Origin of the sequence: Gemmiger gallinarum (assembly GCF_014982805.1) — a bacterium.
GTDB lineage: Bacteria > Bacillota > Clostridia > Oscillospirales > Ruminococcaceae > Gemmiger > Gemmiger gallinarum.
On the sequence record NZ_JADCKC010000001.1, the window covers coordinates 1,007,541 to 1,025,443 of the forward strand.

14 protein-coding genes are annotated in these 17,903 nt (G+C 53.7%); 4 read left to right on the forward strand and 10 right to left on the reverse strand.

Translation table 11 applies throughout. The features are described from left to right. Positions 1–40 precede the first annotated feature (40 nt). Positions 41–961, forward strand: coding sequence for a ParM/StbA family protein (locus tag INF35_RS04685; RefSeq protein ID WP_193500342.1), 921 nt, complete (start codon positions 41–43; stop codon positions 959–961). 311 nt (positions 962–1,272) lie between these two features. On the opposite strand, the gene INF35_RS14095 is transcribed toward INF35_RS04685, so the two are convergent. The 9 genes from INF35_RS14095 to INF35_RS04730 form a co-directional block, all read right to left on the reverse strand. Further along, a complete protein-coding gene (locus INF35_RS14095; RefSeq protein WP_407925634.1) occupies positions 1,273–1,425 on the reverse strand; it encodes an IS3 family transposase in 153 nt (50 codons plus the stop codon). A gap of 65 nt (positions 1,426–1,490) precedes the next feature. Beyond that, the gene (locus INF35_RS04695; protein ID WP_070087484.1) at positions 1,491–2,003 is read right to left on the reverse strand and encodes a hypothetical protein; all 513 of its coding nucleotides are present in this window, start codon (positions 2,001–2,003) and stop codon (positions 1,491–1,493) included. Then, entirely contained in the window at positions 2,000–2,533 is a 534-nt protein-coding gene (locus INF35_RS04700; RefSeq protein ID WP_087183219.1) for a hypothetical protein, read from the reverse strand. The genes INF35_RS04695 and INF35_RS04700 overlap by 4 nt, the downstream gene beginning before the upstream one ends. 129 nt (positions 2,534–2,662) lie before the next feature. Further along, positions 2,663–3,058, reverse strand: coding sequence for a hypothetical protein (locus INF35_RS04705; protein ID WP_193500344.1), 396 nt, complete (start codon positions 3,056–3,058; stop codon positions 2,663–2,665). Positions 3,059–3,302: 244 nt separating this feature from the next. Next, a complete protein-coding gene (locus INF35_RS04710; RefSeq protein ID WP_193500345.1) occupies positions 3,303–3,734 on the reverse strand; it encodes a hypothetical protein in 432 nt (143 codons plus the stop codon). 29 nt (positions 3,735–3,763) lie between these two features. Continuing rightward, a complete protein-coding gene (locus tag INF35_RS04715) occupies positions 3,764–4,912 on the reverse strand; it encodes a DUF5104 domain-containing protein (RefSeq protein WP_193500346.1) in 1,149 nt (382 codons plus the stop codon). Between the two features lie 91 nt (positions 4,913–5,003). After that, positions 5,004–5,474 (reverse strand): lactate racemase domain-containing protein, encoded by a 471-nt coding sequence (locus INF35_RS04720; RefSeq protein WP_235983101.1) that lies wholly within the window; start codon positions 5,472–5,474, stop codon positions 5,004–5,006. Between the two features lie 204 nt (positions 5,475–5,678). Continuing rightward, a complete protein-coding gene (locus tag INF35_RS04725; RefSeq protein WP_193500347.1) occupies positions 5,679–8,606 on the reverse strand; it encodes a hypothetical protein in 2,928 nt (975 codons plus the stop codon). An 8-nt stretch (positions 8,607–8,614) separates the two neighbouring features. Beyond that, positions 8,615–10,264, reverse strand: coding sequence for an NACHT domain-containing protein (locus tag INF35_RS04730; RefSeq protein WP_193500348.1), 1,650 nt, complete (start codon positions 10,262–10,264; stop codon positions 8,615–8,617). Between the two features lie 327 nt (positions 10,265–10,591). Here INF35_RS04730 and INF35_RS04735 point away from each other — a divergent pair, with 327 nt between their 5' ends. The 3 genes from INF35_RS04735 to INF35_RS04745 all read left to right on the forward strand — a co-directional run bounded on the left by INF35_RS04735 (position 10,592) and on the right by INF35_RS04745 (position 17,086). Continuing rightward, the gene (locus INF35_RS04735; RefSeq protein WP_193500349.1) at positions 10,592–11,815 is read left to right on the forward strand and encodes a transglutaminase domain-containing protein; all 1,224 of its coding nucleotides are present in this window, start codon (positions 10,592–10,594) and stop codon (positions 11,813–11,815) included. A gap of 264 nt (positions 11,816–12,079) precedes the next feature. Then, a complete protein-coding gene (locus tag INF35_RS04740) occupies positions 12,080–14,650 on the forward strand; it encodes an FAD-dependent oxidoreductase (RefSeq protein WP_193500350.1) in 2,571 nt (856 codons plus the stop codon). Between the two features lie 975 nt (positions 14,651–15,625). Continuing rightward, positions 15,626–17,086 (forward strand): CehA/McbA family metallohydrolase domain-containing protein, encoded by a 1,461-nt coding sequence (locus INF35_RS04745; protein WP_235983102.1) that lies wholly within the window; start codon positions 15,626–15,628, stop codon positions 17,084–17,086. A 50-nt stretch (positions 17,087–17,136) separates the two neighbouring features. Here the strand turns inward: INF35_RS04745 and INF35_RS04750 are convergent, their stop codons facing one another. Further along, positions 17,137–17,850, reverse strand: a complete 714-nt coding sequence (locus INF35_RS04750; RefSeq protein ID WP_193500352.1) for a GntR family transcriptional regulator — start codon at positions 17,848–17,850, stop codon at positions 17,137–17,139. Positions 17,851–17,903: the final 53 nt, after the last annotated feature.

A 17,903-nucleotide genomic window follows, 5' to 3' on the forward strand; every position in this document is an offset into this window, starting at 1 on the left:
ACACAGAAATAAAGGCAAATGCCAGAAAGGACTTGAAACCATGATCATGGGCATTGACCACGGGTACTACGCCATCAAAACCAGGCATTTCTCGTTCCCAGCCGGTGTGACAGCGTACACCCATGAACCCTACACCCTGAAGAACACCCTCCAGATTGGGGGCAAATACTATGTCTGCGGCACCGGCCGGCAGCCGATCCTGCGTGACAAGACCGTCAACGACAACTACTACATTCTGACCTTGGCCGCCATCGCCATGGAGCTCCGCTGTCGGGGCCTGCCGGCGGAGAGCTCCGTGACGCTGGCTGCTGGCCTGCCTCTCGCACGGTACGGTCGAGACAAGAAGCCGTTCACCGAATATCTGCTGCGCAATGGTCAGCCGGTCAACTTCCTGTTCGAAGGGGAACGCTACAAAGTCAAAATCGAAAGCGTGAAACTGTTCCCCCAGGGCTACTCCGCCATCGCTATTCATCCTGAGCTGGTGAAGGATGAGCCGTCTGTGCTCCTCATGGACATCGGCGGATGGACGGTGGATCTTATGCGACTGGACAACAACGTCCCTAATGCAGCCACCTGCCGCAGTCTGGAACTTGGCATGATCCGCTGCATGGATGAGATCCAGGAGCAGGTTCGTCGGGATACCGGCCTGTCTGTTACGGACGCCCAGGTGGAACGGATCCTTGCCGGCAAGCCCTGCAGTATGGATGAGGAGGCACGAAAGCTGATTCAGCGGCAGGGCCGGCTCTACACTGAGCGACTCATTTCGGCGGCAATGGAAGCAGGGTTTGACCTGCGAACTCTGCCCGTGATTCTGATGGGAGGAGGTGCCGCGACCGTCATGCGCAACGTGAGCGAACGTGACGGCCTTTGTCGGGCTTTTCTGATCGGGGACGATAAGGTGAACGCCGAGGGCTATGAACGGATTTTGGGCCAAATGTCGGGCCGTGAGGAACAGCGATGAAAAGGCAGCAGTTCCTCTTCCGTCCTAACCCTCATTCGGATCTTCACCAGCGTGCCTGGGCGTATCTCCAGACCTGCCCTGCTGGGCAGAAAAACGACTACATAGCGTGGGCCATCATACGCCTTGAATCGCAGAAAGAGTTTGAAAATATCCTGCGAGAAATCCTGAAAGAACCAGAGGCGGTTCCCCATGAATCAGGTCGTGCTCACAGGTCGTCAGCAGCGTCCACAATCCCAGGAGAAATGCTTGGATTTCTTGACGGTCTGATGGATATGGAATAGTTGGTATAACTTGCCCATAATTTCGATGAATCATTGTTGCACTTGGTGATAGCTTTGTCCAAGCGTGTTGAGTTTGTTGTAGAACTTCATATATTCGGAAACCCTTTTCTTGAATTCGTTTTCAGACCGGTAGGAGCTCCGGTACAGTTCTTCCTGCTTCAGAGTGGAGAAGAAGGACTCCATTATCCCGGTGTTTCGATTAACCCTGCGTACCACTTCCCTTATGCTGTCGTAGCAATAACTTCCTCTCAGCGTGCCGACACAGCCCGTCCGGTATGCTCATAATACACAAGAACCGCAGTTCCATTTCCTGTCTGGCTCATCATCGTATAGTCATCTGCTGATATTTCCACACGGGTCCTTAATCCCTGAGAATCCGTCCCCATCAGATAATAATGATGCGAAAAAATGCTGGTATGCGCTTGTGTTTCACTTACTTCTATATCTGTCAGCGTGACCGTCTTCGTACCCGACGCCAGATCAGCGGCAAAATCCTTCGTAAACCACATGCAGACTGCCGCACAGAAAACCGCGATGATCACTCCTGCTGTTTTGTTACTTTTTTCCCCTGTTTTCCAGTTATGTATGACCCGCACGACCACATAGATGCACACGATCCATATGACGGATATATTGCAGAATTCATCCAGTAACACCAGCTCTCCTGTCTTAGGCAGAAGCAGACCGGCAACTATGACCGCCAGTACAAGAACACAGAGAATGATCTCATATTTTGTTATTTTTCTTCTCACTTTGCTCATGATTCGGTTCCCTCCATTAGACTTACAAGATCATTTCTCCATGAAAATTCCTTTGCATAATCAATGCATGCTTTCCCAAAATTGTCTTTTTCATAGATATTTGAACCGTGATCTATTAAATATTGATATACCGGCATAGCCGTCTCTGTCGGCAGCTTTACAACAGTAATCGCATAATTAAGTGGAATTGCCCCATATTTGTCTTTGGCGTTTATGTTCACCCCAGCCTCAACCAGCAGCTGAGTTACTTTTAATATGTACTGTGGATCGGGCCTCATAACCGAAAAGTAAAATATATGCAGTGCATTTCTTTGATCTTTTGGACTTTTAAAGTTAACATCCGCCCCCTCAGATATTAAAAATCGAATCATCTTTATTTTTTCGTCTGTGTTGTGGTCATTGACAAACAGTAACTGAAACAAACTTAATCCTGTATACTTATGGAATAGATTCGGATCACCTGTATAAAACTTCCGGAAGTCCGAATAAGTTGCGTCTCTTACCGCATCAAAAATGTCTGTAATCCTCATAAATCTCACTCCTAAAATCACTCAATCTTGCTCAATAACTTTATCGTCCGTTTCCTGCAAATATCTTTCTGTATCGAAATGTGATTCAAGAATGTTTTCAAGAATTCAGTTTCTACAACTCTGTCATTCTCATAAGATCACAAGTTCTTTCGGAACATATCTTCCATTGATCCGGAGCCAGCAGGCACTTTCAGCAAAATCTGTCCGCCGCAGCGATCCTGACTTTAACTCGGTGATCGTCTCAAAATTTTCACATTCGATCAGCTCCTCCTGCTCTTCTTTTGTAAACCGCCTGTTCAGAGCGGGCAGACTCTGGTATGTTGTTCTATAATATCGGAGCAGGCGCGGCAGCGTCAGGACTGCGCCCGCCAATGCAAGAACACACGCTGCCAGCGACGGAATATTCTCCGGGCGCGCCAGTATCCCGGCGAAGCCTGCGAGCGCCAGCATTCCCCATGCACACAGGGCAAGGTTTTTCTTAATGGGGTATCCTCTCCGCCATTCTGTTTTTCTCAACTGTTTCATTATTTTTCCTCTGTCAGCTTCGCGATTTTATCTATCTCAAAAAGTACAGGACTTTGATAATCCGTCGTTTCGTCAGCAAAACACCGCGCTAGGCTGTTCCAGTGGATATCCGGGAGTTCATTAACATTATCGCAGGATATGATCTGCAGCATAACGTCGTATATTTTTTTGATTATTCCCGAATACTGTAACTGCGTACTATAATCGGAACGGAGTATCTGTATGACTTTTTCACAATGCTGTTTTATCTCTTCCATGTGCTTTGGCGAACCTCATCTAACCACTTCATAAAAATCTCGCTTGAATCTGTCCCCGTCTTTGCGGAACAGATACTTTCATACTTATATTCCGTGTCTATTTTACCGCTTTTACAGTCATAGATTATTTTTAATTCTGTGGGGACAGGTTTTCCGTAATGTATGCATATTTGTCTTATCTTCTCAAGATCCGCTTCCCCAAGATCCAGAAAATCCCATATCGCGTCCGGATCGGCAGCTATATTATTTGTTGTTTTTATCTGACCATCAATCTTGAAAAATGCATTGAACGAAATACTGCTTTCTTCGATAGAGCCATAGGCATAAACTTTATCAGTCCTATTCCCCGCAAATTCGACACATAGTGAAATAATCCGTGACTGCGCATCCATAAATTCATCTTCAAACACTCTATCCATAGCGTCCCCCTTTGAAACAAAACTCTTTTTTAACTTCCGCTGTATTCTCCTGACAGAAGCATTTCTTTCACTTCATCGTATTCGTCCGGCAGCGCCTGCGACAACAAGCCGGACGCTTCTACACGGAAGACCGTTCCGTCATCATATAATACAGCCAGCACCATATGCTGGGGATCTGTAATTTCCTCTTCACCCGTTCCGGATTCCCAGCCAAAAACACCATACTTGTCTAACGCCTCAATGATCTGCTGTCCATCCGCATAATATCCGCCCTGTATCTGGTAGAGGTCATCAAAAAGATACGCATCCGACGTTCGATATCTTTTACTGTCCAACAGATCATAGTATACACATTCTGTACTTGTGTTCTTATTTTCCATAAAAGCGACAGCATATACATTTTCCGTAAAGTCAGATGTGCGTTCTTCTATGCCGTCTTCAATGAGATAACTTACATCATACATGCCGAATTTGCGTTCCGGTTCGTATTCTTCCAGGAGCAAAGGTATGTTGAGCGTATCCACATCTTCTGTCGTGATGTCAAAATCCTCAATAAACTGTTCCAGATCAACTTTGCTGTACTGTTCTTTTGTAAGTCCTGCCGCCCGGATCAGTTCTTCCGGAGTGATCAGCCTCTGTTCCGAATACGTCTCTTCCCCGGTTTCTGTCACATAGATACCCGGTTTCTGATCCAGACTCCAGAGAAATTCATCCTTGTTAAAAGTTTCTTCCGTAGTGATCTCTATCGCAGTAAGCCCTTCTTTATCCGGTTCTTCTCTGTAAAAAGGAATATAAATATATGCGATTTCATATTGTGCTTCATCTGTAATAACCGAATAGTGCCCTCTCAATTCCCGCCATGTTATTTTTCCGTGTTCACTTTTTTCATGGGAACTTGCATTTCCTTTCCAGCTTTTACATTCGCCCTGAAAAAACTCTATGAATTCTTCCGCCTGTTCCGTTAAGTTTAGCGTACTGTCCCCGGCATACTGCGAAAATAATCCCGTCAGCGCTTTTGCATCTTCCTTCTCTGCGCACCCGATAATGTTTTCTATCATTTCATCCGCCAATTCTTTATCAGAACGATATGCATTGGATGATCCCCGCCTGAAAACGATGCATCCGCTCAAACTGCATACAAGGGCGCAGCATACGATAAGCAGTAATACCTTCCTCATAAATTCTCTTCCTTTCAGCTAATATACGGTCACTTTCCCGCTCCCGGATATCGCGCACTCCGCCTCTTCGGTATAGATATCTTCCCGGAGCTTAGCTGTCCAGCCAGACCGGCGTTCCGCGGGTGGTAGTCCCCATATAAGTAAGGTGCTCCTTGTCGTCGCACTGATGATCGATGAATCGAATGCGGCGGTAAAGATTTTCTCCCACCAGCGAGATGTGCTCTGCCTCCGTCTGCTTCCGGTGGGTTCCCGTAGCACAGAGGATGAGAAGATCCTCGTCAGGAATGCCCGCCTGATTGAGCCGCTCCACCAGGATGGTCAGATAGGCACTGGGCTGCTGCCAGCGGCGGGTGGTATCCGAGATAATGATGCATACCTTATCCCCCGGCTGGACGCAATCCTCAATGGGGCCCGCACCGATCGGGTGGTCCAGGGCATATTCGATGTGCTCCCGCACAGTCCGCCGGGGAAATTCCACCGCGTTGGCGTGGACTTCCGCCACCACCTGGCAAGGATTCAAAGATATAGCAAATTCGGTATCGCTGTATTTCATATTTTCCATATGGTTTCACCTTCTATCATCTGGATATCAAAAATCTGCGGCCAAAAGTACAAATTATATTTTGATGGTAGCACTTTACAGCGCAAAAAACAAGAAACCTACAGCCTGACCAGAGAACGAGCTCCCCCATGCCCACAACACAGCAGAAGTTCCGGACACTCTCATACGAAAGCATCCGGAACTTCTGCTCAATATGCAAGCCGATTAGCTGCCATCCGAGGCATCCGCACGCAGAATAAGACAATCGCTTTCACAATCGTACCCCACAACCCTGGTGATCAACTTTCCGGAAGAAGGTTCCGCGGATTGCAGCTGCCAGACCCCCACGCGGAATCCACTCGTATGGGTTCCTGCCGGATCGAAATACAGAGTCAGCGGGTGGCATTTCATATGCTCAGGCAGCAGCAGGAGACTGTGACCTGCCCGGATATAGGCGGACAACAACCGATTCAGCGGCAGAACCGCCCTCAATACGGAAGAAAAGTAGATGTGCAGACTGATCCCCAGCTCCTGCCTCTGAGACAGAAGGTAAACCAGTCCGTTCAGCAGAGAATTGCGGGAGTAATCCAAAGCCCACTCGTTCTTGCCGGTATCCGGCGCATCGGGCCAGGGATTATTGGGCCCCATAGCTTTGAGGAACTCTTCCATGGCAGCAGCATCCCCTCCGCGGAGATAAAGTCCCTGCAAAGTCATGGTAAGAACTTCCGTGCGGTCTTCCCAGGTAAGCGCCCCCGCCGGCAGACTCAAATCCCGGCGCACAACGGGGTCCAGAGTGGCTGTACAGGAAGCTTTCTCCAACGCTTCCATAAAAACAGCCTTGGGGGCAATGCGTCGCCGGTCTTCCGCAGGAGCCAGCTCCTCCAATATGAAATACCGTTCGCCGGGACAGTAGCTTCCGATTCGAAATGCATACAAAGTATCTCCCGTGGGAATTTCATCGTCGGGCCCGGAGATGGGATACAGGAACGATTCCCGCCATTTGGACGGCCCGGAGGAGAATTCCAGCGGCCGCAAAACCAAACACTCACAGTTCAGGGGAGACTCCTCTGCCGTCAGGCGGCCTTCCACCACACCGGCAAACCAGTATGGATAGGGCGATTGGAACAACGGCAGCAGGTCCAGCCTTTGGCTGTCGGACGGAAAATACAGCCGCACCAGCTCCCCCAAGGAGACACACATCTTGAACGGAGTATTGAGATAGACAAAAAGAAGTTCGTCCCATTCGGGGTGTATCTCACGGATTTTTTGCCACAGAGCACGGCAATCGGAAAAAAGTTGTCTGTCCACAAAGGTGGAGATGCGGCGTCGAGCATTTTGGGAAGGGAATCTGTATTGGTTGAGACGGCCACGATGCAGGTTGTTGAACATCAACACAAAATACCGGGCCTGACCCGGTGTGGAAAGCAGAGCCGTACAGCATGCCACTGCCAGCCGCTGTATCCGAATCAACTGCGGAAACGGCAGTTTCTTGGGTATTCCCAGACGCTGAATTTCCCGATTGACCAGGAGATCGAACTGACCCGTATCGGCGATTTGCTGCAGCCGGCTGCAGAACGCGTCAAATTCCTGCCAGCTGTGCTGGAGGGCAACGGCACTCTGTTCCTGATCCGGCTTGGGCTTGGCGTAGGCCCGCCCACTGGCACTGTCCAGCCGAAAAACCACACACGGAAGCCTGGAACCATTGGGGAAGGAAGAATCCAAAAGCGCCTGATGTTCTCTTACCCAGTCCGGCGGAACAAGCAGCAGGGACGGATCCTGCGCCCGCACATTGAGGGGCTGCATGAAATAATTATTGCCCTGATGTACCAGCTCTGCGGATATGGGATAGGCGGAAAACAGCTGTTCCACGGTTACAGTGCCGTACTGATTGGGGCGCAGCTCCGGGTCCAGAAGAAGAATCCGTCCCAGATAATGGAGATTGAAATTGCACCGGGCAAAGGTATTCATGTACAGATAAACCAGTTCTTGACCGGTACGGCCCTGACTGCACTGAAACCGGAACGCCCGGTCCATATCAAGCTTCCAGTCCGGATAGAAGAAGGGCGTTCGCTCTTCACCAACATGATAGGCAAACGGGTTGTAAGCTTCACACCAACGTACATAGCGAATCAAAACGTCCCCCGGCTCAAAGAACAAAACGGCAAGGGTCCTTTGGACCACACGACTGGTCTTTTGGAAGGTTTTTTCCGGAGGTGGAAGCAGTTTTGGGTACTGGTCCAGCAGTCGGGCGGCCCGGTTCGGTTCCAGGCGGATGCTGCGGCTGACATAGTACAGCGTGAACCATCCCCGCAACTGCTGCCACCAGGCATTCTGGTCCTCCCAGTGTTGCTGGAGGATTGCCCACCACCGTGTCAGGCCGTCCACATCCTGCGGAAAGATTTTACGACAAAACAGCAGCGCCCGGAAAATTTCAGCGCTGCGCACGCTGAAGGCCTGTTCCGTAACAGCAACAGGGTCCAGCCCCGCATCGGCGGGAGACAAATCAATCAGCAAGACAAACAAATTGTTCAAGTACCGGTATGACAGGTCCTGTGCCGCCTGATGTATGAGAGAAGCCAACGCTGCGGGGCAATGGCCTCCGGTGGGCAGCTCCAAGCCATAGTGGTACAGAATCTGCTCATTCCACATCAGAGGGAATGTCCGATAGAACAGATTCAACATTTCAATCTGAAACAGAAACGCCGAATCAGCTTCCACACATACCAAACGGCGCAATTTATGGGAAAACTCTATTCCTTTTTCGATGTCAGGACAGGCCTGCCGGCAAAGTGTCAGTGCCCGGGCAGCCTGTTCCCGCTGCCCCAGAAAAATCAGAGCCGCGCAAAGAGGGGCAAGGTCCAGTGCATCCTCGACGCCTCCCTGGGATTCTGCATCCGCCAGGGCTTTCAGACAAACGTCGATGAGCGTATCGGTCAAATCTTCCGCAATCAGGTGCCTGCGGAGAAGCAGACGATTTAGCAGCACCGCAGCAAAGGGATTGCGATCCAGCCCAACACGAACCAGCTGTGCAGCATCACGGTTATAGCGATGCAGCGTCAATGCCGACCGTTCACCGACGCGCAGAATCGCGGCCGGGTCGGAACTTTGCCACGGAATGCGGTTGGCCATCCGTTGTTCCATTGCTTGTTCCATATGCCCTCTCAATCCAGTACGCTAATCAGATCACTAGCTTCGGCCTCACACGCAAAGTACTCCTGGTATTCAGGGGAGGCAAACCGCAGAACGTTCGTTTCCTCACTGACCAGCAGGCCCATATCCAGCGCCAGCTTGAGGCATTGAAGCGTATCCGGCTGCGTATAGCCCAGAGCCATCTTGCATTTGGCCAACTGTTTCTGAGCCTTCAGCATGGAAAATTCATCCTGAAACTGCAGAGCCAGCGCCTGCAAAAAAACGTTCAGATACTCGATGTTGGGGTCCTTCTTTTCATTTTGCTCCCGTTCCATCAGCAGCTGCACATAGCTGTGCAGCAAATCTTCCGGCACCGTGTGGGTGCTGACCGCCACATCCACCAACTGTTTGAGTTTGAGGGGCGTATCCAGACTTTCAAAATATGCAGGGTCTTCTTCGGTTTTGTTCAGAATCAGCTCACGGACAGTTGCATCCGGACAGTTGCGCCGGAAATACTCCTGCCGGGCCTGCATCGTAATGGGGGAAAGATACAGGCGCCGCGCCTGCGGCAGAGTAGGAATGGTGGCACGGGCCAGCGCACGGTCGGTAAGCAGGATACGGGATGCAGGATACCGGGCAGCCAGAAGTTCCAGCTCCTTGGCGATCTTTTTCTTCAGCATCAGATCCAGGATCTCATTGAAACCGTCCAGCAGCAGAAAGATATTGCCGCCGGTCAAAAGTACGGACAGCCTGCTTTCCCCGATGTTCAGCTGACGGGCAGCGCGGCTCAGTACTGGACGGTCCTCATCGGACAAGTGCCCCAATTCAATCAGTACCGGAATCATTCCCCGGGATTTGCCGGCCAGTTCTTTGGCCATGAGATACTCCATCTGTTTCAGGGAGGTACTTTTGCCGGTGCCGGCCTCCCCCAGCAGCTTCAGTAGATGGTCCGATGTCTGGCGGCGCAGACTGTCGATGGTGAGACCGGTCGTGTTGGCATCGCTGTCTGCATACCAGTGTACATCCAGATAGCCAAACCCCTGCTTGCAAAGCGCATCATAAGCCTGCGTGATTTTGCGGCAGTAATCTTCCCGATGGAAGGCATCCCACGCATCCCGCTGGTCCCACAGCCGGGCAATGGCATCCCGCTTGGTATAGCACAGGTGCAGCTCGCACACCAGCATGCTTGCGGTCACATTCAGCACGTCGTCAGGAGTCAGTACAACGTTCTCCCCGTGGGAAATGGGATTGCGGAAACGATACACCCTATGAAAGTATCGCTGATAATAAGGACGATTATCGGAACCATTCTCCAGGAGCTCCTTTAGATTGAGGGAGCTCAGGTTGTCGGTTTCCTCGAAAAGATGGAACGCCTGGGTATAAAGGGGCCGCAGTGTCCATTCCCGGAAACCGCTGGGCGAGGAGCTGAGTAGCGAAGGCTGTACCAGCTTCAGCAAATCTTTCATAAACCGCTCAATGTCGGCAAACTCCCTCAGAAGCAACGGCTTCTGCTGGTCGGTGGCATTGCGCATTCCCTCCATAATCGTGGCAATAGAGCGGTTATTGTCGTCGGTCAGATCAAGAAACTGGCTCAATGCCTGCAGCGAGGCTTCCAGCTTGTTTTTCGGATAGATATTTTTAACGCGCTCCTCAATCCACACAACGGTTTCGGAACTCAGCATTTCACTTCCCCCTTTATCGGCATGACATTTTTCATATTATTGCATACTCGCAATCCGAATCAAACGACGGGATGCTTCATTCTTCCCCGGGTGCAGCAGCCTCTGAATGCCTTTTTGCCGAGAGTACCATCCGGCAGCGTTACGCTGTTGTGGGACGACAAATTGGGAAATGGTTTTGAGCAGGAGGGTAAAATTGTTTGCATTTTATGGGCGGCGCTGTTCGTATCTCATCCTGTTTATGATATAATGGACAAAATGCGGGCATCCGGATAAGCGGGAAGCCATATACAGCCGTTCTGTGCAAAGTTTGCGGAGAGGAGTCAGGATATGCGATATTCCAGAAACTATTACCAGTACGAGGAGCCGCAGCAGGAGCAGAAAATTTCCCCGGCAGTCTGGGTTTTGATCGGATTGCTGGCGGTGATTCTGGTAGGGGGAATTGCTCTTCTGGTATTGAACGCCCTGCCTTCCGAGGAACCCCCGGAATCTCCGCCGGAACTTTCCCGCCCCGCTGAGGAAAGCTCGCTTCCCGCTCTGACCGCAACGCCTGTACCTGAATCCACCCCCTCCCCCACCCCGGCGCCGACCCCCACACCCCAGCCCGCCGGGCCCGATGAGGAACTGTATCAGTTTCTCTATGCTCAGGTTGATGCACTGCAGCAGACGGTGAGCTTTACCGAAGAAGAACTGACCAAAGAGCAGATCGTGGATGTGATGAATCGGATTCAGCGTCAGCCGGAATTTTTCTGGCTGGACGGCGCCACCTATTACAGAAGCGGGACCGAGTACGAGATCGAGTTCCACTGGAAATACGACGATCCGAAAAGCTGCCGCCGTGAGGTGGAACAGGTCGCGGCCGAAGCCCTGGACAGCATTCCGTACGGGGCCGGAGATTACGAAAAAGCTCTGGCTCTCCACGATTGGCTGTGCGATCATATCGTCTACCAGTACAATCAGGATGGCAGCGATCAGGATCTGTATGGCGCGCTGGTGAAAGGCAAATGCGTCTGTGCCGGGTACTGCGCGGCCTATGAGTATCTTCTCGGGCAGGTAGGGGTCGAGGCGGAGACCGTGCGCGGAGATGCCGACAACGGTTCCTGGGTGGAGTCCCACGCATGGACCAAGGTCATTCTGGACGGGGATGTGTACTATACCGATGTAACCTGGGACGACCAGGCGGATCATCCCGACGGTCACACCTACGCCTGGTTTGCCACAACCAGTGCGTTTATGGAAAAGACCCATTTTGCCAATCCGGAGCAGGGAGCAGAAATGACGCCAAGCACTGCCGTAGCGTGCAATTACTACTATCGCAACGGCTGGGTGCTGGAACAGTACGACACCGAAGATCTGATCCAGATTTTTTCCGATCAGGAAAGCGACTGCCTCACCGTGCTTGCCGCCGATGAGGAAACCTACCAGCAGCTGCTAGCGCTGTTCCATGACACCTCGGACACTTTGGCTGTGCTGGAGGAGTCGGGGCATCCCGCAAACCAGTACACCTACTACATGACGGACGGGGCATGGTCCCTGGATATCTTCCCGGCATAACAGGCAAAAACCAGTGCGCTGAAGCGAGACTTCGGCGCACTGGTTTTTTGCGTCGTACCAGGGAATGCAATGTTGACGCAGTGCATGGGGTGGAGTATTCTTTTAATAGAAAGTTTGCCCCAGGCAGGGGGCAGAAACAAGCCGCAAAACGGGCGGTGCTGCGCCAGTCCCGGCATTTCCATTCTGAGCACCGCCCGGCATGGCAAAAAACCGGTTTGGCAAAATATGTCCGCCTTGCGGGCATCTGAAACGGAGGCAGCAGATATGAAAATTCTTGTGATCGGCGGCGTTGCCGCAGGCACCAAGGCGGCGGCCAAGCTCAAGCGTGAGCAGCCGGATGCCGAGGTGGTTCTTTACAGCAAGGGCCGGGACATTTCCTATGCGGGATGCGGCCTGCCCTATTATGTGGGCGGTGAGATTCCCACCCGGGAGGACCTGATCGTCAACACGCCCCAGAAGTATGCGGGCCTGACCGGGGTGCAGGTCTTTACCGGACAGGAGGCGGTCAAGCTGGATGCCGCAGCCAAAACGGTGGCGCTGCGGGATGTGGATACCGGCGCCGAGACCACCCAGGATTATGACAAGATCATTCTGGCGGTGGGCGCCGAGCCCTTTGTTCCCAATGTGCCCGGCACCAAACTTTCCGGCGTTTTCTGCATGCGCACCCCGGACGATGCCATCGCCGTCCGGGACTGGGCGGACAAGAATGGCTGCCGCCGTGCCGTTGTGGTGGGCGGCGGCTTCATCGGCCTGGAAGTGGCCGAAAACCTCATGGCCAAGGGCCTGTCGGTCACGGTAGTGGATATGGCGTCCCAGCTCATGCCCAACATCTTTGACCCCGAAATGGCAAACTACGTCAAGCGTCAGCTGCAGGCCAAGGGCATGCGGATCCTGACCGGCACCGCCCTCCAGGGCATCACCGGAACCGATACGGCAGACGGCATCGCCACCGACTCGGGCAGCATCCCGGCAGACCTGGTGGTGCTGGCCATCGGCATCCGCCCGGCCACCGGCTTCCTGGCGGACAGCGGGCTGGACATGTTCAAAGGCACCATCCGGGTGGACAACAAACAGCAGACCAACCTGCCCGATGTCTACGCCGTGGGCGACTGCGCCATGGTATTTAATGCCATCACCGGCAAACCCCAATGGTCGGCCATGGGCTCCACCGCCAACCTGACCGGCCGCTGCCTGGCCCGCAACCTTTCCGGCCATGAATCCCTCTACGGCGGCTGCCTGGGCACCGGCGTCGTCCGTCTTATGGAAGGCCTCAATGCCGGCCGCACCGGCCTGACCGAAGCCCAGGCCAAGGACGCGGGCTTTGACCCCGTCACCGTGGTCTGCGTCACCGACGACAAGGCACACTATTATCCCGGTGCCGGGGCGTTTATCACCAAGCTCATTGCCGACCGGGCCAGCCACAAGCTGCTGGGCATCCAGGTGCTGGGCGCCGGGGCCGTGGACAAGATGGTGGACATTGCCGTGACCGGCATCTCCATGGGGGCCACCCTCGAGACCTTCAATACCCTGGACTTTGCCTATGCACCGCCCTTCTCCACCGCCATCCATCCCTTTGTCCAGGCCTGCTACATTCTGGAAAACAAACTGTCCGGCGCCTTCGAGACCTTTACCCCGGCGGAATATGCCGCGGGCGCGGCTGCCGGTTATCAGGTCATCGACGTACAGCCGCAGGCGTCCATTCCCGGCGCCCGGTGGGTCAATCTGGCCGGCGTCCACGGCCCCATTGACGGTCTGGCCCCCGATGCCAAGCTGCTTCTGGTCTGTGCCCGGGGCAAGCGCGGCTACTTCCTGCAGAACCGCCTGAAAGCCTTCGGCTACACCAACACCCGCGTGCTGGAAGGCGGCGTGACCTTCAATCAGGTCAAGGTGGAGTTCCAGGGCAAGATCCCGCCGGAAGAGATCAAGCGGGTCAAGGGTCTGGGCTGTCTGCAGGACAAGCGCTATCCCGACCGCTTCAATGTCCGCGTCATCACCCGCAACGGCAAGATCACCAATGAGGAACAGCGTGCCATTGCCGAAGCCGCCAAGCATTACGGTTCCGGTGAGGTCACCATGACCACCCGTCTGACGCTGGAGATTCAGTGCGTGCCCTACGACAAGCTGGACGAGCTGCGGGAATTCCTGGCCCAGGCGGGGCTGCAGACCGGCGGCACCGGCTCTCTGGTGCGTCCGGTGGTTTCCTGCAAGGGTACCACCTGCCAGTACGGCCTGCTGGACTCCTTCGGCCTGAGCGAAAAGCTCCATGAGCGCTTCTATCTGGGCTACCACAATGTCACCCTGCCCCACAAATTCAAGATCGCCGTGGGCGGCTGCCCCAACAACTGCGTCAAGCCCGACCTGAACGACCTGGGCATTGTGGGACAGCGGGTCCCCATGATCGATTCCGCCAAGTGCCGCGGCTGCAAGGTCTGCCAGGTGGAGGCAAACTGCCCCATCCATGTGGCCAGGCTGGAAAACGGCACCCTCCACATCGATCCCAACGCCTGCAATCACTGCGGACGCTGCAAGGGCAAGTGCCCCTTCGGTGTGACAGAGGAGTTCATGGACGGCTACAAGATCTATCTGGGCGGCCGCTGGGGCAAGAAGATTGCCCATGGTCACCCCATGGACAAGATCTTCACCTCCGAGGAGGAAGTACTGGATATCGTCGAGCGCGCTATCCTCTTCTTCCGGGATGAGGGCATTACCGGCGAGCGTTTTGCCGACACCATCGACCGTCTGGGCTTTGACTATGTACAGAACAAGCTGATGACAGCCGCCGTGGACAAGTCCGCTGTCCTGAAGAAAAACGTGGTAGGCGGCGCCAGCTGCTGAGCGGGTGTCTCTCATTCACCGGCTCTGCCGGAAAAATTGAGAGCACTTTCCGCCAACGCATATCTGTTGATGCTTCCTGCTATTGGCTTGTTTGCGGCAAGGAGCCGGATTGATTTTTAGAGAGCCGGAAGACAGAAATGCTGTATACCCAGAAGCCGATCCCGGTACAGGGGAACGTTCTTTGAGCAGATAACGACCAGCGGCATCATGTCAGCAGCACGTCGAAGCCAATGCTTCGGCGTGCTGCTTTTTGCTGTCTTTTCCCCTGCCTCTGCCGTCTCTGTAACGGACTTTCAAGAAAGTGCCGCGCTGTACACGGTTCCATAAAAAAGAAGTCCCCAAACGCTGTCTGCAAAGCATGGCCGCTCTTGCAGCGCCTCCGTTCTGCCTGCCGCCCGCGCTTTTCCCCGTTCCATTTGTATTATTTTTATGATGATATGTATTAGCATTCCAGCCTGCTTTGTCTGTTTTCTCCAGGCTCAGGGAATTTACTTGAAATACCGCTTTATCTCCTGGTAATATTACCTCTCGGTTCTCTTTGAATGTAAAAAATACACAAACACGCTGGCACATATTTGTATTTTATTATTTTATTAAAATATTCACAAACTGAGATTTATTTGTTATTATATTTACGCAGGGTCCCCCTATGCCGGCGTAAAATCTCTTGTGCACTGTAAAAGGCAGTGTCAATGGCATTGCAGGGGGAATTCCGTTGCCAACCTTTCCCGGGGCTGCTTTCCGTCGGGCAGGAGGCAGCACCAAAGCCCCGATGCCTCAGGATGCCTTCCGGTTCGGGAACCATCTCTTCCCCGCCGGGGGCTGAAACACAGTCAAGTTTATTTTTCCCTACACCTGACACAATTCCTATCATCAAAGACCGCCCATTGGCGGCAGAACGGAGAAGTCATGCAATATCATCAGTTTTGGGCAGACATGCACAGCAACATTCACCATTATCAGATGGATCAACTGATGCAATGGTATGAGCACGCCAAGGCCGTCATGGACTTCTGGCCCGTCGCCTATTATCCCTTTGCCATCCGCACAACTCCCTCCGGTGCGGCGCTGGAGGATCTGATCTCTCCGGACGACTACCGCGCCGACTGGGAACTGGTCCGCAACCTTGCTGCCCACGCCGAACAGGAGGGCTGGCCTTTCTTCATGGGCTACGAGTGGCAGGGCGACGGTTCGGACGGTGACCACAACGTCTTTTATCTGCACAACGACGGGGAGATCCTCCTGCCGAGAAAGTACCTGACCCTGCGGGATGCCCTGGCCGGTCACGAGGCCATCGCCGTTCCCCATCACGTGGCCTACAAGCCGGGCAGCCGGGGCAAAAACTGGAGCACCCACGACGAGAAGTTCTCCCCCATCGCCGAAATCTATTCCAGCCACGGTTCCAGCGAAAATGACGACGGCCCTATCCCCATGGAACGGCATGACCACATGGGGCCCCGTATCACGGGCACCTGTTATGAATCCGGTGCCGCCATGGGCTACCACATCAGCGTCATCGCTTCGGGAGACAACCACACGGTTCCCGGGGAGGCCGACCACGGCATGATGTGTGCTCTGGCGGAAAACGGCAGCAAGGAATCCATCTGGAAGGCTCTTCGCAGCGGGCGCACCTACGGTGTGAGCCGCAGCCGTATCGGGCTGGACTTTACCATCGGCGGAAAAGCCATGGGTGAGATCGCCCCCGCCGGCCCTCAGGCGCTTGCCATTGAGGTCACCGGCACCAACGCCATTGACCGCATTGAGCTGCTGCGGGATCAAATCCCCGAAAAGACCTATGTGCATTCGGGCAGCTGGGAACGCACCGCCCTGCCCGGTCGCTTCCGCTTCAAGTTTGAGGTGGAGTTCGGCTGGGGGCCGGATCTCAAAGCCTTCCCCGGCAACAAGACCAAGACCTGGACAGGCAGCCTGCAGGTCCCCTGTACCCTGCTGACGGTGGAAAAGATCTGGAACAGTTTCGGCCAGCAACTTAACCACTGTGACAGCAAAGGCTGTGAATTCACCCTCACGACCCACCAGACCTCCGAGACCGGCAAATGGATGGGCAGCAGCCCCACCCGCCGGGAGGGCTTCATCTTTGAAGTGGAGGGCACAATAGACGATGTGCTCGACTTGACGGTCAACGGCAAATCCTATCCCCTGGCTGTGCGCGATCTTTTGCTGGGCACCCGTGTCTTTTCCGAGTATGAGGAAGCGGAAGCCATGGTATATGCGCGCTATCCCGATGCCCATCACTATCGTGACGATCTGATCTGGCACAGCGCCTTCAAGTTCCGCGTCAAACGGGCTGCGCCGGAAATTGCTTATCGGGTCAGCATCCACGAAATGCTGGATCTGATGCCCGGCAGCAGCTACCGCCTGCGTGTCTGGCAGAAAAACGGCGACATTGCCTGGAGCAGCCCTGTCTACTGCGAATGACCCAAAAGAGCCCGTCCGCTCCCCCCAAGGGGGAAGCGGACGGGCCTTTTTCAGCGTTTGATATAGTTGAGCGGGTAATAAGGTGAGTTCAGGGTATCTTCCGTGTAATCCATGATTTCCCCGTCGGCAAAACGGGTGACGTTTGCGATTTTGAGGATCGGCGTATTGAAATTGATGCCGAAAATTTCCGCCACTTCCTTCGTGGCCAGGACGGGAAGAATCTGCTGCTCATTCACCACCGGTTTTTTGCCCAGCACATGTTCAAAATACCGGTACTTGGAACCGGTAAGGACCTTGATGGAAATGTCCGGGTATTTGTCTACCGACATAAAGGTATCTTCCAGCATGAGCACCCGCCCGTCGGCCAACCTGCGGCGGCGGAAATGATAGATGAGGGCTCCCTCCGAGATTTCCAGCAGATGTGCAATATTCTCCGATGCACGGATCACTTCAAACACTTCCAGCTCGGTGGCTGTTTTCCGTCCCATGGCCTCCATCTCGGCGGTGAAACCGCACAAATCCGCTTTTGGAGCGGGGCAGGACGGCGCCTGTTTCACAAACGTGCCTACGCCGGGCGTGCGGATCAGCAGATCCCTGGCGACAAGATTGTCCAGGGCTTTGCGCACCGTCACGCGGGAAACACCGTACTGTTTGCCCAGTTCCTGCTCGGTGGGCAGTGAATTTCCCACACCATAATAGCCGGAAGCGATCTTCTCATTGAGATCCTGCTCAATGCGCTTGTATTGCGGTGTCTTATATTTCATAAAACCACCACCTCCGCCCCCTGATTTCCATACGAAGCCCAGCTCTGCACGGT